The 22,230-nt window shown below is 61.0% G+C and carries 17 protein-coding genes; 3 read left to right on the top strand and 14 right to left on the bottom strand.

Annotated elements, in window-relative coordinates; genetic code table 11:
* Positions 1-135 precede the first annotated feature (135 nt).
* From KVG85_RS10140 to KVG85_RS10110, 7 genes are all read right to left on the bottom strand, one after another.
* The gene (locus KVG85_RS10140) at positions 136-3,375 is read right to left on the bottom strand and encodes a DEAD/DEAH box helicase (protein WP_217863757.1); all 3,240 of its coding nucleotides are present in this window, start codon (positions 3,373-3,375) and stop codon (positions 136-138) included.
* A 165-nt stretch (positions 3,376-3,540) separates the two neighbouring features.
* A complete protein-coding gene (gene hglS / locus KVG85_RS10135) occupies positions 3,541-4,929 on the bottom strand; it encodes a 2-oxoadipate dioxygenase/decarboxylase HglS (protein WP_217863756.1) in 1,389 nt (462 codons plus the stop codon).
* A gap of 88 nt (positions 4,930-5,017) precedes the next feature.
* Positions 5,018-6,238: a glycolate oxidase subunit GlcF gene (gene glcF, locus KVG85_RS10130; RefSeq protein ID WP_217863755.1), complete on the bottom strand. Its 1,221-nt coding sequence runs from the start codon at positions 6,236-6,238 to the stop codon at positions 5,018-5,020.
* A gap of 2 nt (positions 6,239-6,240) precedes the next feature.
* Positions 6,241-7,290 (bottom strand): glycolate oxidase subunit GlcE, encoded by a 1,050-nt coding sequence (gene glcE / locus KVG85_RS10125; protein ID WP_217863754.1) that lies wholly within the window; start codon positions 7,288-7,290, stop codon positions 6,241-6,243.
* On the bottom strand, positions 7,290-8,789 hold the full coding sequence (gene glcD, locus KVG85_RS10120) for a glycolate oxidase subunit GlcD (protein ID WP_217863753.1): 1,500 nt from the start codon (positions 8,787-8,789) through the stop codon (positions 7,290-7,292). Before glcD ends, glcE begins: the two co-directional genes overlap by 1 nt.
* 163 nt (positions 8,790-8,952) lie before the next feature.
* Positions 8,953-9,879: an alpha/beta fold hydrolase gene (locus tag KVG85_RS10115; RefSeq protein WP_217863752.1), complete on the bottom strand. Its 927-nt coding sequence runs from the start codon at positions 9,877-9,879 to the stop codon at positions 8,953-8,955.
* A 21-nt stretch (positions 9,880-9,900) separates the two neighbouring features.
* Entirely contained in the window at positions 9,901-11,355 is a 1,455-nt protein-coding gene (locus tag KVG85_RS10110) for a flavin-containing monooxygenase (RefSeq protein ID WP_217863751.1), read from the bottom strand.
* A 188-nt stretch (positions 11,356-11,543) separates the two neighbouring features.
* Between KVG85_RS10110 and KVG85_RS10105 the strand changes: the two genes are divergently transcribed.
* The 3 genes from KVG85_RS10105 to KVG85_RS10095 all read left to right on the top strand — a co-directional run bounded on the left by KVG85_RS10105 (position 11,544) and on the right by KVG85_RS10095 (position 14,768).
* Positions 11,544-12,617, top strand: coding sequence for a diguanylate cyclase (locus KVG85_RS10105; protein ID WP_217863750.1), 1,074 nt, complete (start codon positions 11,544-11,546; stop codon positions 12,615-12,617).
* Positions 12,618-12,825: 208 nt separating this feature from the next.
* Positions 12,826-14,064 (top strand): M20/M25/M40 family metallo-hydrolase, encoded by a 1,239-nt coding sequence (locus KVG85_RS10100; protein ID WP_217863749.1) that lies wholly within the window; start codon positions 12,826-12,828, stop codon positions 14,062-14,064.
* Between the two features lie 401 nt (positions 14,065-14,465).
* Entirely contained in the window at positions 14,466-14,768 is a 303-nt protein-coding gene (locus KVG85_RS10095; RefSeq protein ID WP_217863748.1) for a hypothetical protein, read from the top strand.
* A 105-nt stretch (positions 14,769-14,873) separates the two neighbouring features.
* On the opposite strand, the gene KVG85_RS10090 is transcribed toward KVG85_RS10095, so the two are convergent.
* The 7 genes from KVG85_RS10090 to KVG85_RS10060 form a co-directional block, all read right to left on the bottom strand.
* Entirely contained in the window at positions 14,874-15,743 is an 870-nt protein-coding gene (locus KVG85_RS10090) for an isocitrate lyase/PEP mutase family protein (protein ID WP_016774123.1), read from the bottom strand.
* Positions 15,744-15,897: 154 nt separating this feature from the next.
* Positions 15,898-16,932, bottom strand: a complete 1,035-nt coding sequence (gene astA / locus KVG85_RS10085; protein ID WP_217863747.1) for an arginine N-succinyltransferase — start codon at positions 16,930-16,932, stop codon at positions 15,898-15,900.
* 49 nt (positions 16,933-16,981) lie between these two features.
* The gene (locus KVG85_RS10080; RefSeq protein ID WP_217863746.1) at positions 16,982-17,998 is read right to left on the bottom strand and encodes an arginine N-succinyltransferase; all 1,017 of its coding nucleotides are present in this window, start codon (positions 17,996-17,998) and stop codon (positions 16,982-16,984) included.
* 117 nt (positions 17,999-18,115) lie between these two features.
* Positions 18,116-19,465: an APC family permease gene (locus tag KVG85_RS10075; protein WP_217863745.1), complete on the bottom strand. Its 1,350-nt coding sequence runs from the start codon at positions 19,463-19,465 to the stop codon at positions 18,116-18,118.
* A gap of 54 nt (positions 19,466-19,519) precedes the next feature.
* Positions 19,520-20,272: an N-formylglutamate amidohydrolase gene (locus KVG85_RS10070; RefSeq protein ID WP_206422201.1), complete on the bottom strand. Its 753-nt coding sequence runs from the start codon at positions 20,270-20,272 to the stop codon at positions 19,520-19,522.
* Entirely contained in the window at positions 20,256-21,587 is a 1,332-nt protein-coding gene (locus KVG85_RS10065; RefSeq protein WP_217863744.1) for a type I glutamate--ammonia ligase, read from the bottom strand. Before KVG85_RS10065 ends, KVG85_RS10070 begins: the two co-directional genes overlap by 17 nt.
* Entirely contained in the window at positions 21,584-22,228 is a 645-nt protein-coding gene (locus KVG85_RS10060) for a cysteine hydrolase family protein (RefSeq protein ID WP_217863743.1), read from the bottom strand. Before KVG85_RS10060 ends, KVG85_RS10065 begins: the two co-directional genes overlap by 4 nt.
* Positions 22,229-22,230: the final 2 nt, after the last annotated feature.

Genomic DNA, 22,230 nt, shown 5'->3' with positions numbered 1-22,230 from the left:
AACTTCTTGCGCACTTGGCTGCAGGCCTTGCGCCGCTTGAGCTGCAGAGGATTTACCCGGTGAAATATTACGACCAACTGCGCAACTTCTTGCGCAGTTGGGCATCGAGGTGGCAATGATCGCCAAGCCTGTTGCTCAGGCAAACATCTCGTTCGTTATTGAAGGCAGAGCTGGCAACAGCTCCATGACATCGCAGAACAATTTGCGCTGTCGCCAGTCATTACGATCGCCGATTACATACAGGCGTCGTCTCGCGCGGGTGACGGCGACGTTAAGCAGATTGGGTTTTGAAACGGCCCATTCCCGGGCACCTGGATTGTCGCTGCTGCCACCCAGAACCAGAATGATTACCGCAGCTTCTTTTCCCTGCATGGTGTGAATGGTGCCTCGCACAATTTTGCCAGGCAGACGGTCTTTGAGATGATTCCGCACGTCTTGAAAAGGTGTAATGACGGCAATACTGTCCGACGGTACTCCACTGGCATCGAGTAAGCCCAGCAAACGATCGAGCTCCAGTCCTTCATTGTCGACCCAGTTGCCGCTTGACTGACCGCTTGCATGGACCCAGCCGGTCAGCAGGCGCGCTGGCGTTTCCTTATCGGCAGCAGGAGCAAGAGTGCCGTAGATCATGGCCCCGTCGTACGCGATGCGGTTAGCCAGGTCGAACATGGGTTTGTCGCAACGGCGGTGCACAACCAATGGCAGGCCGACCCAGCATTTTTGCCCTTTTGGACCGGCCATCCGGCCCCATCGAGTGGCTTGATCGGCAAGCGTCTGAGCTGACTGGCGATTGGGTAGCCAGTGAGCGTCGACCTGATAGCGTGTGCGCATATGTTCGAGCACCGCGTCTGAAACGGTCACGATAGGTTCGAGCTGAAGCGGATCACCGACCAGTACGGCGCGCTGAGCGCGCCACAGTGCGCCTGTTGCGGCTTGCGGAGTAGCCTGACCCGCTTCGTCCACCAACAGCCAGCCGATCTCGCCGCACCCAAGGCTGCCAAAAGACCGAGCGAACGAAGCAAACGTGCTGCTGAGCACCGGTACTACCATGAACAAAGACGCCCATGCCGAACGCATGACCGCTTGAGACACTCCGCCGTAACGACTGCCAGTCAGCAAACTGGTAATAAAACCCAGATTGCCACCCAGACGTGATGCCTCGATCCTGAAAAAGGTCTGGTGGAGCTTGAGTGCTTCGATGAACACCTTGCTCCGGGCCTGACGCCAGCCTTCGACGATCCAGGGTTCCAGCAGCTCGATCTCACTGCCTCGACCCATTGCGCCATGGTCAAGCCACGCTAGCACATGCCTTGCTTTACCGGTCTGAGCAACGCTGCGAGCCTTTTCCACCTGATGGCGAGCGTCACGCTCGGCTTGGTCGACCTGCTCTTGATCAGCGGCCAGTTGCAGGTCGAGTTCGCTGAGCTGACTGCTGATTCGCTGCATCAGACGTTGAATGCTGTCGTAGGCATCCTTTGCCAGAGCGTGAGCGCTGACGAGCATCTGTTGTCGAGCTAACCATTGGCGCTGCGCGCCCCACAAGCTGAACAGGTTGGCGAGAAAACCTGGTTTCAGTGTCAGATGCGTTTCAAGGCGTTGCAGTTGCAGCTGCAACTGTTCCCGTGCCGGGGTGAGTTGGCGAACTTCCAGCAAGGCCTGCTCCTCATCAAGGCGGCGGCGCTCAACCAGATGGGTATGACGTTGCTGGGTGGATTTCAGGATCTGCGCTCTGGCGCTGTTCACAGCCTCGATATGCGAGGTGATGTCACTGACTTGCGCACGCAACGCCTGTTCGGCGCTCTTCGCGTTCTGATATTGCTGGACAGATTCTCGCCAGAGAGCGGCTTTTTCAGTTGATGTAAGCGATTTCATGTGCGCGGCCTGTTCGAACAACCAGTCGCGCATGCCCTTTGGAGAGGGCTTGTCATTTGCTTCGGCGGCATCGACCTCAGCGCTGTCGAGCAAGGGATTTTCGCTGTGCAACGCTTCGTCTTCGTTCAAATCCGGCGTTTGCTGTTCTGACGATTCCAGCGGTGCGCCTGTTTTATCTTTGGGTGGACGTTTTCCGTAATAAAAGCGATCAACAAACAGCGTGCGTTTAGCCTTGCTTCCCAGCGCTGCCGAGATCATGCCCCAGGCGGGTTTGCCACTTGTCAGGCTGGCCAATTCGCTGAAGTAATCCGCATCGGGCCGCCACGAAGGATCGATCCTGTCCTGCTGAGGCAACTCGAGAGTGACGTTTTCCACGGCACCGTTATTGGACGAGGCCACGACCATTTCGAACCCGAGCAATCGCGCATCGAGTGTATAGGCAGACCGATTATGTCCAGCGTCATTGGCAACTTCGCGTCCATCCTTGGTAAAGGCCTGCGAAGCCCTGTCGAACGACGCCAGTACGTCGGCGCGCTGCGTCACCACCGCGGCAATCAGATCACGCAGCAAGGTAGTCTTTCCGGTGCCGGGAGGACCGTTGACCCCCATGATGCCGGCCTTGAAACTGAGCTCGTGCAACAGGCTGTTGACTGCCAGTTGTTGGGAGTGCACCAGCCCTAGATGTCGTTCGGCAGGCCAGCATCCTGCGGCATATTGTGACGGCGCGAGGCGATTGATAAGAGCCGGATCAGCATCTGCCTGATCCAGATGCTGGCGCTCTTCCGGGGCGTGATGGCTGAGGTAACGAGCCAACGCCTCGCTGGTTTTGCCACGCGCCAGCGCATCGGCAACGTCGCAGAGATCCTCCAGCAAAAAGCTGTTGAGTGGATCGTCTTCCTGTTCGGGTTTGTTCGGATTGATCGCTGCTGAGCGGAAGCGATGCATGCGCGGTTGATCGGAGAAGAATTCATCGACCCCCAGCACCTTGCGCACATAGTCAGTCATGCTGCGAAGATCATCAGCCTGCGCTACACCACTGAAGTGGCTGTTGGCCTGTTCGCGGAGAAACTTTTGAGTTTCGTCGAAGCCGCGTGTCCAGTCCTGATGATTGATGGCGCAACCGACAAACCATGCCTCACTGGACAGAACAAGGCTGTCGATCAGCATCATGCCTTCCTGATTGAACTTGAGCGAGAACAGCGCTGACGTGCGCCGTTGCGGCTCTTTGTACCCTTGATCAGCGCCGTACAACTCGGCCAGCCGGCGGGTTACAACCAGATTGTCGTAGAGGTGAGCGTAGAGCGTGTGACTCCATGCGCGTTTTTCCGGAAGATTTTCCCTGGCCAGAGGATTCGTCGGCATCCACGGCAGAACCTTGGCGGTAAGAGGGATATCCTGGTAGTAAGGCTGATAATCGCTTTCGCGCTTCTTCAGCTGGGGCGCTGCCTGGGGTTGCAGCAACTCGACGGCGTGCCAGTAACGCACGATATTCTGCATGGTCATGAACGTCCTTGAAAGCGCTGGGCTTTGAATCCTGGTGCAGAGGATATCAGGCGCCATCCATCACTTCTTCGTCATTGACACGAAAACGTTGCAGTTCATTGACCCGCATGCTGTCCGCCCACGGTTTCCAGTTTCAAAAGCCGCCTTGTTTCCAAGGCCGAATCGTCAGAGCCGTTTGATCCGTAGCACCTCGACACATTCCGCAATCGACCGCCGTTGCGTCTCCGCGTACAACCCCAACTCATCAATAGTCGAACGCCCCAGCGCCTGTTCGAAAGCCTGGCGATTGGAATGTTCGGCGTAATGCGTCTGCGCAGAATCGCCAAGGTTCGACTGAAAAATCCCCGCTGCGCTCACCGGCAGGAAATCTTCGTACACCAGCGGCTCCGCTTTCACATAGCCATCGCGCAGCAAGTCCTCCAGGGACGACTCACCAAGTCCTTCAGCGGCCAAGCCCTTTTCCGTAGCGAAATAACGAAAGTACGCCAGCCCCTGTTCGCGCATGCCCTCGATGCTGTCAGGAAATTCGGCAAAGTGCTGAGTCATCAGCGCGTCGTAGCGTGCGGCATTGGCTTCGTTAGGGAAGTCGCCCAATTCATCGCGAGCGGCATTCAACAAGCGGTCATACAGCGCGCGACCCTTGGGCGTGAGGGCGGCGCCACGCTGTTCGATTTCGCCGAAACGCGCGCTGTGGCTGCCACGGGTTTCGGGCTGATCGGTGAAGGCGATCGGCTCGTCCAGCGCCTTGAAACTGGTCTGGCGCAGCAGGATCGGGCAGTTGCGGCGCGGTGGGCCTTCGATTACCGCTTTTGGTGTGATGCCATGGGCAGGCATCTGTTGCTGCACGGTGTCGATGTCCAGCGTACGTGGCGTCAGGTGGTTGATGTGCGGGCCTTTGAATGCGACGACGTCGGCGACCAAGCGGTGCTGAGCGCTGAGTTTCTGGTATTGCGCAGCGCTGACGGTAGCGCTGTGGTGCCAGCGAAAAGTCTCCAGTGCCTGTCGGACGAATTCCACGGCCTCCGCTTCATTCAGTCCGCCCGCCGTTTCCGCCTGTTCAATCAGGCGCAACGCCTCTTCAGTAAAAATCGAACGACGGGCCAGTACCGACTCGGCAAACGAACGCAATTCAGGATCTTCAATCAGCTCCAGGCGCAGCAACGAGGTAAACACGCGAAACGGGCTGACCTGCAGCGCCTCTTCATGCACCGCGCGAAACGCCGTTGAATGCACCGGCACACCGGCCGGGGTCAGGTCGTAATAACCCACCGGTTGCATGCCCATCACCGCGAACAGGCGGGCGAGGGTGGCCAGTTCGCTCGCGGTGCCGACGCGAATGGCGCCGTGGCGTTCCATGTCCAGGCGTTCGATTTCGCCGGTGCGCTTGAGCTGTACGAGAATGTCAGGCTGACGTGCCAGCACTTCGCGATTGGTTTTTTCCACCAGTTCCATCAACGCGCCGTACAGCGGCACCTCTTCGCGGTACATGTCGGACATCGCTCGGGAGAAGCGTTGGCGGATCAGGTCGGGGCTGACGAACGGCTGCACGGTCATGAAAAAAATTCCTGCCACGGTGACGAAATGGATGCCGGAAAAGATCGCAGCCTTCGCCCACGCGGGCAAACGAAGAATCCTACGAACTTCATTCTGCCAACGACTGATCCACCAGTTCGATCCAGTGTCTGACCGGCGTGCGCCCGGCGCTGGCCAGATGGCTCTGACAGCCCACATTGGAAGTGACGATCAACTCCGGTCGGCCGCTTTCCAGGGCGTTGAGGCGCTGATCGCGCAGTTGCCGCGCCAGCACCGGTTGGGTCAGCGAGTAAGTGCCCGCCGAGCCGCAGCACAAATGGCCGTCCGGCACTGGTGTGAGGTTGAAGCCAAGTCGGGTCAGCACTGTTTCCACGGCGCCGCCGAGTTTCAGTGCGTGCTGCAAAGTGCACGGGCAATGCACGGCGATGCGTCGTTCGCTGGCGGCGCACACTTGCTCCAGCGGTTCCTCGGCGATGATTTGCACCAGATCCCGAGTCATTTCGCTGATCCGCCGGGCTTTCGAGGCGTAGATCGGATCGTCCGCAAGCAAATGCCCGTAATCCTTGATGAAGGCGCCACAACCGCTGGCCGTCTGCACGATGGCTTCGGCGCCGTTCTGCAGATGCGGCCACCAGGCGTCGATGTTCTGTCGAGCGCGGTCGAGACCTTTGCCCTGAGCGTCGAGGTGATAGTCGAGAGCGCCGCAGCAACCGGCCTCGCTCACCGGGGTGACGCTGATGCCCAAGCGATCGAGCACTCGCGCCGTCGCGTCATTGGTGTTCGGCGACAGGCCCGGTTGCACGCAGCCTTCGAGCAACAACATCCGGCGCGCATGCCGAGGAGCAGGGCGCGACCCCATAACACCCAAGCGCTGCGGCAGTTTGCTTTCCAGCAGGCGCGGCAGCAGTGGCCGAAAGGTCGCGCCCATGCGCAGCAAGCCTTTGAACAACCCGGGATTGGGCGCCAACGCGCGCAAGCCTTCCCGCAGCAAGCGCTGGGCGGCGGGGCGTGGCACCGCGCTGTCGACCACCGCACGGCCGATGTCGAGCAGGTTGTGATAATCGACCCCGGATGGGCAGGTGGTTTCGCAGTTGCGGCACGACAGGCAACGATCCAGATGCAGTTGCGTCTGCTCGGTTGCCGGTGCGCCTTCCAGCACTTGCTTGATCAGGTAAATGCGCCCGCGCGGGCCATCGAGTTCATCGCCGAGCAATTGATACGTCGGACACGTCGCGTTGCAGAAACCGCAATGTACGCAGGTGCGCAGGATCTTTTCCGCTTCGGCGGCGCGGGGCAGTTGCCGCGATTGCTCGCTGAGGGTGGTTTGCATGGCTAGACCTCCGCGTACATTCGCCCGGGGTTGAACAGCCCTTGCGGGTCGAGTTGCGCCTTGAGTTGCCGGTGGTAGCGCAGCAGGGTTGGCGCCAAGGGTTGAAACGGCGAGTCGGTGGCACCGTGGGTAAAGCACGTTGCATGGCCGCCCAAGGAATGGGCGAGTGCGTGAATCTGAGGGCTTTCGGATTTCACCCAGCGTTGCGCACCGGCCCAATCGATCAGTTGCTCGCCGGGCAACTCGAGCGGGCCGAGATTGTTCGGCAATGACAGGCGCCACAGCGGCAAGCCTTCGTCGAAAAAACTCAGGCGCTGTTCGTTGAGGTCGCGCCAGAAAACCGAATCCAGCGGCTCGCCGCCGAGGCGTTGATGCGCCGCCGTCACCGAACCTTCGCCACCTTCCAGACGCAGGTACAGGCTCCGGCCATCGTGGCACGCGGCGCTGATCGGCAGCGGTTGCTGGCCCCATTCGGCAAGTCTGCTCAAGGCCCGAGCGCAGTCGATATCGAGGCGAATGCTCAGGCACTGGCGTGGTTTCGGCAGGACTTTCAGCGACACTTCGGTGAGCACGCCGAGGCAACCGAAACTGCCGGCCATTAGCCGCGACAGGTCATAACCGGCGACGTTTTTCATCACTTCGCCACCGAAGCGCAGATGCTGACCGAGGCCGGTGATCACCCGCGTGCCGAGAACGAAGTCGCGTACCGAGCCGGACCACGGCCGGCGAGGTCCGGACAGTCCCGTGGCGACCATGCCGCCGACCGTGGCGCTGTCGGCAAAGGATGGCGGTTCGCAGGGCAACATTTGCCCGGCGTCATCCAGCGCCGCGAGCAGCTCGGACAACGGCGTGCCGGCACGTGCGGTGACCACCAGTTCGGTCGGGTCGTACTGGACGATGCCGCGATGGGCGCGGGTGTCGAGCACTTCGCCGGCCACCTCGCGGCCGAGAAAGGCCTTGCTGTTGCCGCCCTGAATCTTCAGCGGCGTGGCATTCGCCCGCGCGGCGTTGACCTGATCGAGCAGGACGTTGGCGGCATCGAAATCAGCCATCAGAATCGCTCCAGGTCGGGGAAGGGCAGTTGCCCGGCGTGAATGTGCATCGCTCCAAATTCGGCGCAACGGTGCAGGGTCGGAATGTTCTTGCCAGGATTGAGCAAGCCCTGCGGATCGAACGCGGCTTTCACCGCATGAAACAGCAGTAACTCGTCGCTGTTGAACTGCGCGCACATCTGATTGATTTTCTCGCGACCGACGCCGTGCTCGCCGGTGATGCTGCCGCCGACTTTCACGCACAATTCGAGGATCTTGCCGCCCAGTGCCTCGGCCCGATGCAGTTCGCCTGGCTGGTTGGCGTCGAACAGAATCAGCGGATGCATGTTGCCGTCGCCGGCATGGAATACGTTGGCCACGCGCAAGCCATATTCTTCGCCAAGACCCGAAATGCCTTGCAGCACAGCGGGCAATTCGCGGCGCGGGATGGTGCCGTCCATGCAGTAATAATCCGGCGACAACCGGCCGATCGCCGGAAACGCGTTTTTGCGCCCGGCCCAGAAACGCACGCGCTCGGCTTCGTCCTGGGCCTGGCGCACCTCGGTGGCGCCGGCCGCTGTCATGACTTCCCGTACGCGCTGGCAATCGTCGTGCACGTCGGCTTCGACGCCGTCGAGTTCGCACAGCAGAATCGCCTCGGCGTCGACCGGGTAACCGGCGTGGATAAAGTCTTCGGCGGCGCGAATGGCCAGGTTGTCCATCATTTCCAGACCACCCGGAATGATCCCGGCGGCGATGATCTCGGCGACGGCGCGACCGGCCTTTCCCACGGAATCGAAACTGCCGAGCAGGACCTTGGCGACTTGCGGTTTGGGCAGCAGTTTCACCGTGACTTCGGTGATGATCCCCAGCAGACCTTCGGAGCCGGTGAACAAGGCGAGCAGGTCAAAACCGGCTGAATCGAGCGCCTCGGAGCCCAGCGTCAGGCGTTCACCCTCGATGGTCAGCACTTCGATTTTCAGCACGTTGTGCACGGTCAGGCCGTACTTGAGGCAATGCACGCCACCAGCGTTTTCCGCGACGTTGCCGCCGATCGAACAGGCGATCTGCGATGACGGATCCGGTGCGTAATACAAGCCGAACGGGGCCGCCGCTTGGGAGATGGCGAGATTGCGCACCCCCGGCTGAACCCGCGCGGTACGCGCAGCGGGGTCGATGTGCAGGATGCTGTTGAAGCGCGCCATCACCAGCAACAGGCCTTTTTCCAGCGGCAGGGCACCGCCGGACAATCCCGTACCGGCACCACGCGCGACCACGGGCACGTTGTTCTGATGGCAGAGTTTCAGCAGGCTTTGCACTTGCTCCAGACGCCGGGGCAGGGCGACCAGCATCGGCGTGGTGCGGTAGGCGGAGAGGCCGTCGCATTCGTAGGGTTTGAGTTCATCTTCGCGCCAGAGGATGTCCAGGTCCGGCAGGGCTTGTTGCAGGGCCTTGAGCAATTCGCCCTTGTTCACCTCGGGCAACGGACCGTCGAGGCGTTCGTCGTAGAGGATGTTCATGGGAACGCCAACCTTCTGTCTCCGCTGGTCGTTCCCACGCTCTGCGTGGGAATGTAGCCCGTGACGCTCTGCGTCACTGGACGCAGAGCGTCCCCTGAGGCATTCCCACGCAGAGCATGGGAACGATCAGTTGCGCAACCTTGGGCATTGCGAATATCCAGGTTCATCGCTGTCGTTCCAGAAATTCCCCGTACAGCCGCGCGGTATTTCCCGGCTGTTCGACCATCGGCATGTGCCCGACGTGATCCCACACATCCACTTCGAGATTGGCGATGCCTTTGCTCCACACCGGCACGCTGCTGACGTCGATCAGGCGATCCTTGCGCCCCCATAGCAGCAGCGCCGGACATTTGATCTCGGCCAGTTTCGGCTCCATCGGCGGGCTGGCGCGGAAGTCGCGGAAGATTTCTTCGAGCTCGTCACGTTGTTGCTCATAGCGCTGGGCGACGGCGTCCAGCACCAGCTTCGGTACCCACGGCGGCGACTCCATGGTCATCGCGTAGAAGCGCTGGAATTCTTCGCGGGAGTTGATCAGGAACGGATTGTGCCCGCGTGCCAGGTGGCGCTCCATGTCGCTGGGCTCCGGTGCGGTGACGCCGGCCGGGTCGATCAGCGCCAGCGAGGCGATTCGCTCCGGATAGGTCGCCGCCAGCCACGCGGCAATGTAGCCGCCCATGGAGTTGCCGATGACGTCGACTTTCTCCACGCCGCAGACGTCGAGCAGTTGAATCATGCGTTTGGCCTGAACCGCAATGTCGTAACCGCCGCCAGCCTTGAAGCCCGTCTCACCGTGGCCGGCCAGATCCGGAATGATCACCCGATACTGACGGACGAAATGCCGGGCGCAGCGCAGCCAGAGGTTTTTGTCGGCGCTGAAGCCGTGCAGCATGAGGATCGCGCTGGACGCCTCGTACGGCCCGCCTTGCCAGGTCGACACGGTCATCTCGGCGATCGGCACTTCGATCTTGTGCAATTTGTACAACTTGGCCTCGCTGGCCATGGCCAGGTTGTACAGCCAATGGCCGACCGCCGGGTAACTCAACCAGCTCCAGGCCACGAAAACCGCAAGTGCGACAAACAGCAAAAGCATCGACGTCTTCCTTTTACGTGTTCAGGACAAAATATGGTCGGCCGGTTTCAGCGCCCGGGTCAGCAGGTGATAGCTGAAACTGAAGCCGGGAAACATCGCGATCACATGACCGCTCTTGCTCTGGTACCAACTGTGACAGCCGCCGGACTTCCACACCGTGCGCTGCATTTCCCGGTGGATCATTGCAGTGTAGGTACGTTCCGCGTCATGACGTACTTCGATGCTGCGCAGGCCTTTGGCCTGCACGGTGCAGATGCAGTCGAGGATGTAGTTCATCTGCGATTCGATGATGAACAGCGCCGAGGTGTGGCCAATGCCGGTGTTCGGCCCGGTGACAATAAACAGATTGGGGAAATCCGGCAGGCTGGTGCCGAGGTAGGCGCGCGGGTATTCGGCCCAGACATCTCTGAGTTGCACCGCGTTTTTGCCGCTGACCGGGTAGGAAATCACCCCATCGGTGGCGTCGTAACCGGTGGACCAGACGATCAGATCAACATCGAGATGCTCGCCGTCCACGGTGTTGATCCCGCTTTCATCGATCGAAGCGATGCCGTGCTCGCGACTGTGCAACGTGACGTTGGCGCGGCTCAGCGCCGGGTAGTACGTGCTGGACACCAAAACGCGTTTGCAGCCGATGGTGAAGTCCGGGGTGAGTTTCTGCCGCAGCAGCGGGTCCGGAACCTGACGTTTGAGAAAACGCAGCGCATGTTGCTGGACCAGGTGAATCGCCGGTTTCGAGTATTTGAAAGCGATCACCCGGGTTTCGAATTGCCAGTAAATCAGCCAGCGCAGCAGCTTGTACGCCGGTTTCAGGCCAAGCAGCCAGCGCTGGAAACGGCCGAATTTGCGATCGGCACGCGGCAGCACCCAATGCGGCGTGCGCTGGAACACATGCAGGTGTTCGACTTGTGGCGCAATCGCCGGAATCACCTGGGCGGCGCTGGCACCGCTGCCGACGATCGCCACGCGTTTACCGCGATAGTCGTAGCTGTGATCCCAATTGTTTGTGTGAAAAGTCTTGCCTTGAAAGCGATCCATCCCAGGAAAGTTGGGGATGACCGGCTGACTCAATGGCCCGGAGGCGTTGATCAAAAACTGCGTGTGAAAGATGCCTTTGGCGCGGGTGTGCACCGTCCAGTGTTTTTCCGCCTCGTCCCACTCGACGCGCTCGACATCGGCCCCCAGTTCCACGCGCTCGCGTAAACCGAACTGCTCGATCAGCTGTTCGGTGTAGCGACGCAGTTCCGCCTGTTCGGCGAACATCTGCGACCAGCGGTAGGGCGCAAATGACAGCGAATACAGCGGCGACGGCACGTCTACCGCTGCGCCGGGGTAGGTGTTCTGGCACCAGGTGCCGCCGAAGAAGTCGCGTCGCTCGAGAATGCGAAAGTCGTCGATTCCGGCCTTGAGCAGGTTGACCGCCGCGCACTGGCCGCCGAAACCGCTGCCGATGATCAACACAGCGTAGGTATGCATGTGCCCCCTTTTTATAGTTGTTTTTCCATTTCCCCTCTTTCATTTATAGCCAACTCTGGGCCGCGTGTGCGGTGCTGATAGCGCTCTATTCAGGCCGCTGGCCGGTGATGGCTATTTAACGGCGCCCTGATAGACTCCGGACACATCCTTGTCGGGATGTAACCATGCATCGCGCGGTCGAGGCCCTTATGGGAAATACGCGGGGAAAGGGACTTTCACTGGCCAGGAGGCTTTACAGATCGCGGGTGTTCGGGCTGCTGCTCGGGCTGATGTGTGTCAGCGTGGCGATGTATGCCCTCGATCCGCCGCTGTGGGTGTGGGGCCTGATGCTGTTCAATGGCCTGGTCTGGCCGCATCTGGCCTTTCTATGGGCGCGAAGCTCGAACACTCCATACCGCGCCGAACACCGCAATTTGCTGATCGACGCATTCATGGGCGGCTTCTGGGTCGCCGCCATGCAGTTCAATCCCTTGCCCAGCGCTACCACGGTTTCAATGATGGCGATGAACAACGTCGCCATCGGTGGCGGGCGGTTTTTGCTGGCGGGCACGGCGGCGCAGCTATTGGGCATCGGCGTCGGGCTGGTGGTGTTTGCGCCGGCGTTCATTCCGCCAACAACGCCGCTGCAGCTCTACGCCTGTTTGCCATTGCTGTTGCTGTATCCGCTGGCGCTGGGCTGGATCTGCTTTCGTCAGGCTTCGACCCTCGGTCGGCACAAACGCGAGCTGTTGGCGTTGAGTCGCACCGACAGCCTGACCGGCCTGCTCAATCACGGCGCGTGGAAGGATCAACTGAACCTCGCGTTCCAGCGCTGCAAACGCCAGCAGCAGGGCACGGCAATAGCCTTGATCGACATCGATCACTTCAAGGCGATCAATGACACCTATGGCCACGTCGCTGGCGATATCGTCCTGCGCCAGTTGAGCAAACTGCTCAAGCAAAATCTGCGCGCCACGGACGTGGCCGGTCGCTATGGCGGCGATGAGTTCTGCGTGATCCTGCCGGAACTGCCACTCTTCAACGCGGCTCAGGCCATGGAAGCCTTGCGCGAGCGTTTCGCGGTGATGGGCTACGAGCAGAACCCGGCGTTGAAGGTCAGTCTGAGCATTGGCCTGGCCGCCTACGACCCAAGCCATGCCGACGCCACGCGTTGGCTGGATGAGGCCGATCAGGCGTTGTACGAAGCCAAGGCCAGTGGGCGCAACCGGGTGATCTGCAACAGCGACAACAAGCCGAGGCAGGCGCTGCTGGATTCGGTTTGACGGGCGAGCTGATACCTGTGGGAGCGAGCCTGCTCGCGAAAGCGCTGGGTCAGGCGGTATCAATATGGTTTGCCACGACGCCTTCGCGAGCAGGCTCGCTCCCACCGGGGTATGTGTTGTCGGTTAGATCAGTGTCGCATCCGCTATAGAGCCTCGCGCCGATGTCGGTTACGGTTGAAGTCCCCCGACACGAAACAAGGACTGCTTCATGACGTTCTCATTTCCCCGCTCTCTGCTGGCCGCCAGTCTCGGTCTGTCCCTCGCGCTCACGGCCGTAAACGCTTGCGCCGAACCGCATAAACAAGTGCTCGCCGATGCCGAGCAGTACCAGCCCGAAGCCCTGAAGTTACTGGAACGGCTGGTCAATATCGACTCCGGTTCAGGTTATGAACCGGGCCTGAAACAGGTCAGCGACATCGCCATCGATGAGCTGAAAAAAATCGGCGCAACTATCGAACTGGTGCCGAACACCCCGGAAAAATCCAACCACGTGCTGGCCACGCTCAAAGGCACCGGCAAGGCGAAAATCCTCCTGATGGCGCACATGGACACGGTGTTCAAGGAAGGCTCCGCCGCCGAACGGCCATTCCACATCAAGGACGGCCGCGCCTACGGGCCGGGGGTGATGGACGACAAGGGCGGCATCGTCGCCGGCATCTACGCGCTTAAAGTGCTGAAGAACCTCGACTTCAAAGACTACGCGCAGATCACTTTCCTGCTGGACGCTAGCGAAGAAACCGGCTCGGATGTCGCCACCGACCTGATCAAGAAAACCGCCAAACAACACGACGTCACCCTCAACCTCGAACCGGGGCGCCCGGCCGATGGCCTGGTGGTGTGGCGCAAGGGCAGTGCGACGGCGCTGGTCGAAGTCAAAGGCAAGGCCGCCCACGCTGGCGTCGCGCCAGAGTTGGGACGGAACGCGGCGATGGAAGCGGCACACCAGATTCTGCAACTGGGCAAGCTCGGCGATGAGGCGAAGAAAACCACCATCAACTTCACCGTGCTCAAGGCCGGCGATCGCACCAACGTGATTCCTGATCAGGCCACGGCCAAGGCGGATGTGCGTGCGGCAGTGCCGGAGGAATTTGATCGCATCGAGAAGGATCTGGCGCGGGTGTCGCAGGACAAGTTGATTGCCGAGACCGAAGTGAAAACGTCCTTGCAGCGCGGTTTGCCGCCGATGCCACAAACGGCCGAGTCGGATCGCCTGATGGCCATGGCCCAAGGGATTTACGGTGAGATTGGCCGCAAGCTGACCGAGGAGGGCAGTGGTGGCGCGGCGGATGCCAGTCTGTCCGCAGGCGTAGGGACGCCGACGCTGGATGGCTTCGGGATTGTCGGCGGCAATATTCATACGCCTGGGGAATATGCCGAAGTGGCGAGTGTGGCGCCGCGAATTTATCTGTTGTCGCGGATGATCATGGAGTTGGCGAAGCCGCGGTGATGGGGTTTGCGGTGTGACGAGGCCGGGCGGGGTGCCAGAGAAATCGGCCCCTCACCCTAACCCTCTCCCGGAGGGAGAGGGGACTGACCGCGTTGTTTGTGGTCCATGTGGCAACCGCCAGATCAAGTTGAATTCAAATTCGCATTCAACGCGATCTCTCACGTCGGCGTAGATCCTGAGCATCCCCCAATCGGTTCCTTCTCCCTCCGGGAGAGGGCTAGGGTGAGGGGCTTTTGTGGGAAAAGTGGCAGTCGAGGACGGCGCACAAAAAATACCGAAAAGTCCGACAGAAGCTCTCGTTGCGGCCGTCGGGCGCGGCTCTTATAGTCTCGGTTCGCAGATAACTCTGCGACGATCTTGGCCGGTCGAATACAGAACCTGACCTTTTTGGAGTGAACTCTATGACCGACCAAGTAATGCCGCGCTATCTCCCCATCGACACCTACGACGCCGAATCCCCGGTGCTCTTCATCAATACCCACACTGAACTCAGCGACATGGCCGCCTGTGCGATGCACCGGTTTGTGGTCGTGCGTGATCTGGCTGACACTTTCGCCAGCCTCAACCTCAAGGGCATTTCCGATTGTGATCTGACGCGGGTGACCAGCGCGGTTCATCTGCTGATGCGCGAGGGCTGCGCGATTCTGAATGTGATTCAGGCGCGGGCGGCGCAGCGGGAGGAGGGGTACAAGACAGCGGTTTAGCGGCATAGCGCAAAGCGCTTTCGCGAGCAGGCTCGCTCCCACAGGGGATCGCATTTCAACTGTGGGAGCGAGCCTGCTCGCGAAGGGGCCGGAGCTGCGTTTGCGTCACTCCTTGACGCTCATGTACTCCTTGGCCCAGAGGATGTATTCCTCCGGTTGGGTATAAGTGTGCGTCAATTCGGTCGCGCTCAGGTCGGAGGCCTGCGTGAAGATCTGCCGCTGTTCGCGCAGGCTGTCGTAGGTTGCCTTGATCGCGGCGAAGTAGGCGCCGTGGCCGTCGATGGTCACGCGCACGCCCAGTTCGGCGAGGCGTTTGTCGTCGCGCAGGGCCGGGTTGCCGTAGGTGACCAGCATCAGCGGCACGGTCAGGTGCTCGGCGATTTGTTCCAGCTGATCGAAGTCCTGCACGCCGACCATGCAGATACCGTCAGCGCCCGCCGCCTGATATTGACGGGTGCGGCTGATGATTTCCTGGTTCGGCAGAATGCCGGCATTGGTGCGGGCGATGATCGCCATCTCGGTGTCGACCCGGGCTTCCAGCGCCGCACGGATCTTGCCGACGCCTTCGGCTACGGTGATCAGGTCGGTGGATTTGCGTCCGAATTGCGCGGGCAGCAGGGTGTCTTCGATGGTCAGTGCAGCGACGCCGGCGCGTTCCAGTTCGACGATGGTGCGCATCACGTTGAGGGCATTGCCGTAGCCGTGATCGGCGTCGGCGATCACTGGCAATTGGGCGACGCGACCGATGCGCGTGGCCTGTTCGGCGAATTCGCTGAGGGTGATCAGGGCGAAGTCCGGTGCGCCGAGCACCTGCAGGGAGGCCACGGAACCGCCGAGGATACCTACTTCAAAACCCAGGTCAGCGGCGATACGGGCCGACATCGGGTCGAACACCGAAGCCGTGTGGTAGCAGGTGTCGGAGGCCAGCAGCTGACGGAAATTGCGGCGCAAATCTTGATGGGAAAGCCTGGTCATACGAGTTCCACCAATACATAAGGAATGGAAAGGCTTGAGCAAAGGTGTCAACGCCGAAGAATGAAAAGGCTATCACGCGAATGGGTCAAGAATCATGACGAATTTGCGCGGCAGGACTGGCGGCTGAAAGGTTTAATCTCCCGTGCCGGAAATATCAGGCCGCCACGGCATGTTGCTGTTGATGGGGCAGGAGCACCGCGCGCACCGAATTTCCCGGCTGAAGTTGCAGGCGCTTGGCGGTGAGACGATCAACCACCAGGCTGTTGCCCACCAGTCGACCGTGGGCCGCGGTGATGCGGCAGTTTTCCAGCCGGCGGTTGTGAATCAGCCACAGCGGCGCCTGCTCGTCGGGGGTGCCGAGGCTCAGGGTCAGTTCGAGACTGTCGCGCACCGTGCGGATGCTGCGGATCGGCGCTTCGATAACCGGGCCACCGTCGAAAATGTCGATGTAACCTTTGTGCGTAAAACCTTCGGCCTGAAGGATCTTCAACGCCGGCTGGGTGTTTGGATGGGTCTGGCCGATCGCCGCCTGCGCCTGTTCGGTGAGCAGGCAGGTGTACAGTGGCTGGCGCGGCATCAGTTCGGCGATAAAGGCTTTGTTGCCCAGGCCGGACAAGTGATCGGCATGGGTGAAATCCATCTGGAAGAAGTGCCGGCCGAGGCTGTCCCAGAACGGCGAGCAACCGTTTTCATCGGCACTGCCGCGCAGTTCGGCGATCATCTTCTCGCCAAACAGGTGCGGAAATTCGGCAACGAACAACAGACGACCCAGCGACAACAGGCGGCCATTGCTGCCGTTGCGCTGGTCATGGCGCAGGAACAGCGAGCACAGCTCCGATTGGCCGGTCAGTTCGTTGTTGAGGAACAATGTCGGGATCTGCCGCTGAATGCCCAGGTCCGGCGCCGAACTGACGGTCACGCCGAGCCGGTAGTTGTACCAGGGCTCGCGCAAGCCAACGGCGCCGGCCATCGCGCTGACACCGACCACGCGCTGCTCATCATCCTCGAGGACAAACAGGTAATCGGCATCGGCGCGCTCCACCTGTTCGGCGAATGCGCGCTGTGCCCAACGCACTCGATGTGCGAGGCGGTCCTCATTGGCGGGAAGGGTGGTAAAACCTGGCCCTGCCTGTTCGACGAGGGTCATCAAGGCAGGAAGATCACTGACTTTTACCGGACGGACAATCATGCTCCAACTCCTTTGGCGGACCGATTCAGGCGCGGATCGCTAACGCGGCTCACAGAGCGACCAGCCGTATCGAGCTGCCATCGCTGACCTTCAGCGCCGCGCAGATGGTGGGTGTCAGGGGCAGCGGTTGACCGGGGTGATAGTCGAGTTCGGTGACGATCGCGCGGTAGTCATGCAGGGCGTCGTTGCTCAGCAGGTAACGGCCACAGGCGTCGGTCGATAATTGTTGGCGAACAATGGCGGTCTGGCTGTCGGCGATCGAGCGAATGTTCGCGGTGCGCGCATACAGGGTCGGGCCGGCGTCGAACAGGTCGATGTAGCTGTTGGTTTCGAAGCCTTCCCGCGCGAGGATGTCGAAGGCTTCCTGGCCGTCCGGGTGCACGCGGCCGATGCAGTCCTGCGCCGCAGGCGGCAGCATCGGCACGTAGATCGGATATTGCGGCATCAGTTCGGCGAGGAACGTGCGGCTCTGCAACCCGCACAGACGCTCGGCTTCGGCGTAGGGCAGGTCGAAGAAGTGCTTGCCCAGCGCATCCCAGAATGGCGAATGACCCTGCTCGTCGCTATAGCCGACGATTTCGGTGATCACCGCCTCGGAGAACCGCTGTGCATGCGCAGCAATGAACAGCAGGCGCGCCCGCGACAGCAGTTCGGAAAACGGCGTACGCACCAGCGTGGCGTCAATGTGGAAACCTCGTAGCAAGGTATGCCCGCTGAGGTCATGGCACAGCGACAACGCCGGCACGCCATGCTCGATGTTCAATTCCCGCGAAGCGCTGGTGAAGTGGCGGTTGCGCAGACTGTAGAACGGCTCCTTGAAGCCGGCGGTGGCAAGGATTTCCGAGCAGCCGACCAATTGCCGGCGTTCGAGATCTTCCAGCACGAAGAAGTAGTTCTCCGGCCCCTGCGCCTGGGCGGCGCTATCGAAGGACGCGCATGACGCGGCGATTTTTTCGCGCAGGTGTTCGCTGTCATCCGGCAGCGAGGTCACGCCGATCAGGCTCTCGCGGGCCAGGCGCTGTAGCTGGGGCAGATCATTCTGCTCGACTGGGCGTAAGACCAGCATGGATGTACTCCTGTATCAAAAGGTCGGCCCATTCGCCGAACCTGACTATCACTGTCGGTTTCCACGCATTGAATCGGCGGTCGCCTGATTTGTTGTCAGACGCCGCTCTTTTTCTTGTCAGCCTTTGCTCGGATCGGGCAGCGCAGTGCTGGCGCCGAGCTTGTTGAGGAAGAACAGGTACACCAGGCCCAGGGCAATCCAGATCAGGCCTAGTTTCTGCGCATCGACGCCCATGTTGTACATGATGGCGGCGACGATGATGAAGCCGATCACCGGGCAGAGTAGATGGCGCACAAACTGCCCCGACTTCTGCCGACGCCAGTAGTGGTTGATCACCGTCAGGTGCAGCAGCATGAAACCGCTGAGGGCGCCGAAGTTGATCAGCGAGGTGAGGATGTCCACCGCGTCGATGAACAGGTAGCAGATCAGCAGTGACAATACCGCCACCAGATAAATACTCAGGTACGGCGTGTTGTGTTTCGGGTGGACCTTGGCCAGCACCTTCGGCAGCTTGCCGTCGCGGGCCATGCCGAACAGCAGGCGCGAGACGGCGGCCTGCGAGGTGATCGCTACAGCAACGCCCCAGGCCAGCGCCGTGGCGACGGCGGTCAGGGTCGCGAGCCAGCTGCCAGCGGCGATTTCGGCAATTTCATAAAACGCGGTGTCGGCGGATTTGAAGCCCATGCCCGCTGCCAGATCGGTGGCGATCCACGTTTGTACGACGAAAATCGTGCCCATTACTGCCAGAGTGATCAGCGCTGCCTTGCCGACGCTGCGGCCCGGATCTTCCTTGATTTCTTCGGCGAGGGTGGAGATCGCGTCGAAGCCGAGGAACGACAGCACGGCGATCGACACCGCTTGCATCAGCAGGGCGAAGTTGAAGGTTTGCGGGTGATACAGCGGCGCCAGCGTCATCTCACCGTTACCGCCACCGTTGTGCAGGGCGTTCCAGGCGTAGAACAGGAAGATGCCCAGCACGACCAGTTGTGCCAGCAGGAACAGCATGTTCATCCGCGCGGTGAAGGTGATGCCGCGCAGGTTGACGAACGTCGCGCTGACCAGAAACGCCAGGATGAAGCCGACCTTGGGAATGTCCGGGTACAAATGGTTGAGCGCCATCGCTGAATACAGATACAGCAGCGGCGGAATCAGCAGGTAATCGAGCAGCATCAGCCAGCCAGCGATGAAACCGACGTGTTGATTAAGCCCGCGTTGCGCGTAGGAATATACGGAACCGGCAACCGGAAAGGCCTTGGCCATGCTGCCGTAACTCAATGCAGTAAACAGCATTGCGACCATGCCGATGATGTACGCCAGCGGCACCATCCCCGGTGCTTCGGCGTTGACGTAGCCATACACACCGAACGGGGCGATGGGAATCATGAAGATCATCCCGTACACCACCAGATCGGTCAGCGTCAGGCTACGTTTCAACTCTTGCTTGTAGCCGAATTCTTCAATTTCCATGAAGCGCAACTCCTTGTCAGCCATCGGTCGGTTTATGTTTTATCGGTCCTTCGTTTACAGCAAAGGTGCGAGGTAACCTGCCCAGCGCGAAACCGCTTCGGGACTGCGCAGCAGATCATTGCGCACCTCGATCAGCACCGCCTCAAGGCCCCTGGCATCACCGTGCACGGGCACGGTCATGTCGCCCAAGGGATCAATTTTGTACGGCTGGTTGCCCGCGACTTTCAGCGGGTGCGCTTGCAACCCGTCGAGCAGGCGCTGAGCATAGTCCTGGGCCTGGCCGAACAACACGCCGACTTCCAGTGGTCGCGGCTGGCCGTAATACACCGGGGTGAAACTGTGAACACCGACCACCCGCACCGGCAGACCTTTGGCAATGCGCTCGTCGATCAAGGTCTGCAAGCGCGCGTGAAACGGTTTGAACAACGTCTGGCGCCGGTACTCGCGGGTCGCCTCATCCAGCTCGCGATTGCCCGGTATCGGGTAGATCTCGCTCTGCAGCGGGATGCTGTCCGGCGCATGGCGCGGGCGGTTGAGGTCGATCAGCAGCCGTGAGTAATTGGCGCTGAGCAACGTGGCGCCGAGCTGTTCCGATAACTGTTCGGCCAGTTGCAGCGCGCCGATGTCCCAAGCGATATGTTCGCGCGCGGCCGCCTCGTCCAGGCCCAGATTGTTCAGGGCGTCGGGGATGTAGCGACTGGCGTGTTCGCACACGAGGATCAACGGGTTCGTCGAGTCCTCGCGGCTCAGGTTGTAGACCGGGCGGGTGTACAACCCAAGCTCGGCGGATTCAGTACAGGCGTGCATAGTGCTCACACAGGTCAGCGGGCGAGAGCTGTTCCGTCAGCGCCAGCTCCTCGGTTTTCAGGGCGTAATAAGTGTCGAGCAACGGCTTGGGCAGCCATTCGTTGAAGGCTGCACTGTCACGCAGGCAATCCAGCGCCTGGGCCAGCGAGGCGGGCAGGGCGACGATGCCCCGGGCCTTGCGTTGCTCGTCGTTGAGTGAATCGGGAATTTCATCGGTAACCGCGTTCAGCGCCAGACGCTGTTCGATGCCCAGCCGCCCGGCAATCAGCAGCGCAGCCATGGCCAGATGCGGCGAGGCAGTGGCGTCCATGGCGCGGAATTCCAGGTTGAACTGCTGCGCGGCAGACTTGCCGCCCAAGGTCACAGTCGGGCAGATGCGCAGCGCCGCTTCACGGTTCTGCTGCCCCAGACACGCATACGACGCGCTCCAGTGGTGCGGCTGCAAACGCTGGTAGGACAGCGGCGTCGGCGCGGTGAATGCGCACAGCGCCGGTAGAAAATGCAGGACTCCGGCAGCCCAGTGCTGACCGATGCTCGACAGGCCGTTGCTGGTGCCGGCGTCGTACAACATCGGCTGGCCGCTCAGGTCGAGCAGGCTGACGTGCAGGTGCACACCGTTGCACACCGCCTCGGCGGCAGTCTTCGGCGCGAAACTCAGGTCGAGCCGCATTTGCCGGGCGATTTCCCGGGTGATTTCCCGCACGTTGACCGCGCGATCCGCCGCCGCCACGCCAAGCGTCGGGCGGCAGGTGATTTCGTATTGGTGCTTGCCGTATTCCGGCAGGAACATTTCCGGCTCGACGCCGCCGGCGCGCAGGGCGCTGAGCAGCCAGCCGCCGAATTCGGCGCCCTGACGCTGCGCTTCGAGAGAGAACGCCGCGTGCTCGGCAACGCCTGCGTGCAGGTTGAACTCATGTTCGAAGGCGGCGTTGACCTGCAAACCCAGTTCATCGCGATAGCGCTCGATTTCATCGCGCAGCAATGTGCGCGGGCAGGCGCCCCATGCCTGGCCGTCGGTCTCGCGAATGTCGGCGTGAATGAAATCCAGCACCGGCGCATTGGCGTCCGGGCCGCTGCCGACAGTGACGCGGCTGCTCAGATCGGGAATCAGCCGCAGGTCGCCATACGCACCCCACGGATTGCTCAAAGCGATGATGTCCTGCGGCGTCAACGCACTGTTGGCCGGTACCCAACCGCAACCCGCCGCCTGGTAATGCTCCAGCTCATCGCTGGGAAACGAGCGGCCACGGGTGATGCCGATCAGGTCGGTTGTCACCAGCGTGGTCATCGGCAACGGCGTCAGGCGCGGGCTCATGGCCGCATCTCCTGCAAACGCCCGAGCACAGTGTCGGTGTCGGTGATCCAGCAATAACCCTTGATCGCGTTGAGGCAGGCGTGATGGCGTTCAGCTGTATAAGTGGCGCAGGCATCCTCCACCAGCGTGACCAGATAGCCACGGTCGGCGGCGTCGCGCACAGCCATGTCGACGCATTGGTCGGTGACAATACCGGCAATGATCAGATGGCGGGTCTGCAGATTGCGCAACACGTAATCAATATTGGTTGAATTGAACACCCCGGAGGAGGTCTTCGGCAGCACGATTTCGTTTTCGGTCGGGGTCAGCTCAGCGATGACCTGAGCCTGCACGCTGCCCTTGGGCAAGTGCATGTCAGACAGTTTGTGATCCAGCGAGCGGTCGCGACCGTCGGCGGTCAGGCTTTCGATAATCGTGTGCAGCACGTTCTGCTGCGCCTGGCGAAAGGCGCCAAGTAGCCGTTGCTGATTGGGCACCACTTGCTTGCGCGTGCGCTGGAGAAAATACTCGGCATCCGGCTCGCTCAGGTGCGGGTCGAATTGCGGTTCGAGCCAGGCGCGCTGCATGTCCACCAGCAATAACACGGTGTGGTCGGTCGCAAACGGCAGGTCCCGAGGCGAGCGGTGGGGAAGGCTGAACATCC

Origin of the sequence: Pseudomonas triticicola (assembly GCF_019145375.1) — a bacterium.
Taxonomy (GTDB): domain Bacteria; phylum Pseudomonadota; class Gammaproteobacteria; order Pseudomonadales; family Pseudomonadaceae; genus Aquipseudomonas; species Aquipseudomonas triticicola.
This window is presented reverse-complemented; position numbering and strand designations above follow the sequence as displayed.

Bases quoted from the DNA above. Each gene is read 5' to 3' on its own strand.
- KVG85_RS10140 (WP_217863757.1), bottom strand. From the start codon at position 3,375: ATGACCATGCAGAATATCGTGCGTTACTGGCACGCCGTCGAGTTGCTG.
- hglS (WP_217863756.1), bottom strand. From the start codon at position 4,929: ATGACCGTGCAGCCGTTCGTCAGCCCCGACCTGATCCGCCAACGCTTC.
- glcF (WP_217863755.1), bottom strand. From the start codon at position 6,238: ATGCAAACCACCCTCAGCGAGCAATCGCGGCAACTGCCCCGCGCCGCC.
- glcE (WP_217863754.1), bottom strand. From the start codon at position 7,290: ATGGCTGATTTCGATGCCGCCAACGTCCTGCTCGATCAGGTCAACGCC.
- glcD (WP_217863753.1), bottom strand. From the start codon at position 8,789: ATGAACATCCTCTACGACGAACGCCTCGACGGTCCGTTGCCCGAGGTG.
- KVG85_RS10115 (WP_217863752.1), bottom strand. From the start codon at position 9,879: ATGCTTTTGCTGTTTGTCGCACTTGCGGTTTTCGTGGCCTGGAGCTGG.
- KVG85_RS10110 (WP_217863751.1), bottom strand. From the start codon at position 11,355: ATGCATACCTACGCTGTGTTGATCATCGGCAGCGGTTTCGGCGGCCAG.
- KVG85_RS10105 (WP_217863750.1), top strand. From the start codon at position 11,544: ATGGGAAATACGCGGGGAAAGGGACTTTCACTGGCCAGGAGGCTTTAC.
- KVG85_RS10100 (WP_217863749.1), top strand. From the start codon at position 12,826: ATGACGTTCTCATTTCCCCGCTCTCTGCTGGCCGCCAGTCTCGGTCTG.
- KVG85_RS10095 (WP_217863748.1), top strand. From the start codon at position 14,466: ATGACCGACCAAGTAATGCCGCGCTATCTCCCCATCGACACCTACGAC.
- KVG85_RS10090 (WP_016774123.1), bottom strand. From the start codon at position 15,743: ATGACCAGGCTTTCCCATCAAGATTTGCGCCGCAATTTCCGTCAGCTG.
- astA (WP_217863747.1), bottom strand. From the start codon at position 16,932: ATGATTGTCCGTCCGGTAAAAGTCAGTGATCTTCCTGCCTTGATGACC.
- KVG85_RS10080 (WP_217863746.1), bottom strand. From the start codon at position 17,998: ATGCTGGTCTTACGCCCAGTCGAGCAGAATGATCTGCCCCAGCTACAG.
- KVG85_RS10075 (WP_217863745.1), bottom strand. From the start codon at position 19,465: ATGGAAATTGAAGAATTCGGCTACAAGCAAGAGTTGAAACGTAGCCTG.
- KVG85_RS10070 (WP_206422201.1), bottom strand. From the start codon at position 20,272: ATGCACGCCTGTACTGAATCCGCCGAGCTTGGGTTGTACACCCGCCCG.
- KVG85_RS10065 (WP_217863744.1), bottom strand. From the start codon at position 21,587: ATGAGCCCGCGCCTGACGCCGTTGCCGATGACCACGCTGGTGACAACC.
- KVG85_RS10060 (WP_217863743.1), bottom strand. From the start codon at position 22,228: ATGTTCAGCCTTCCCCACCGCTCGCCTCGGGACCTGCCGTTTGCGACC.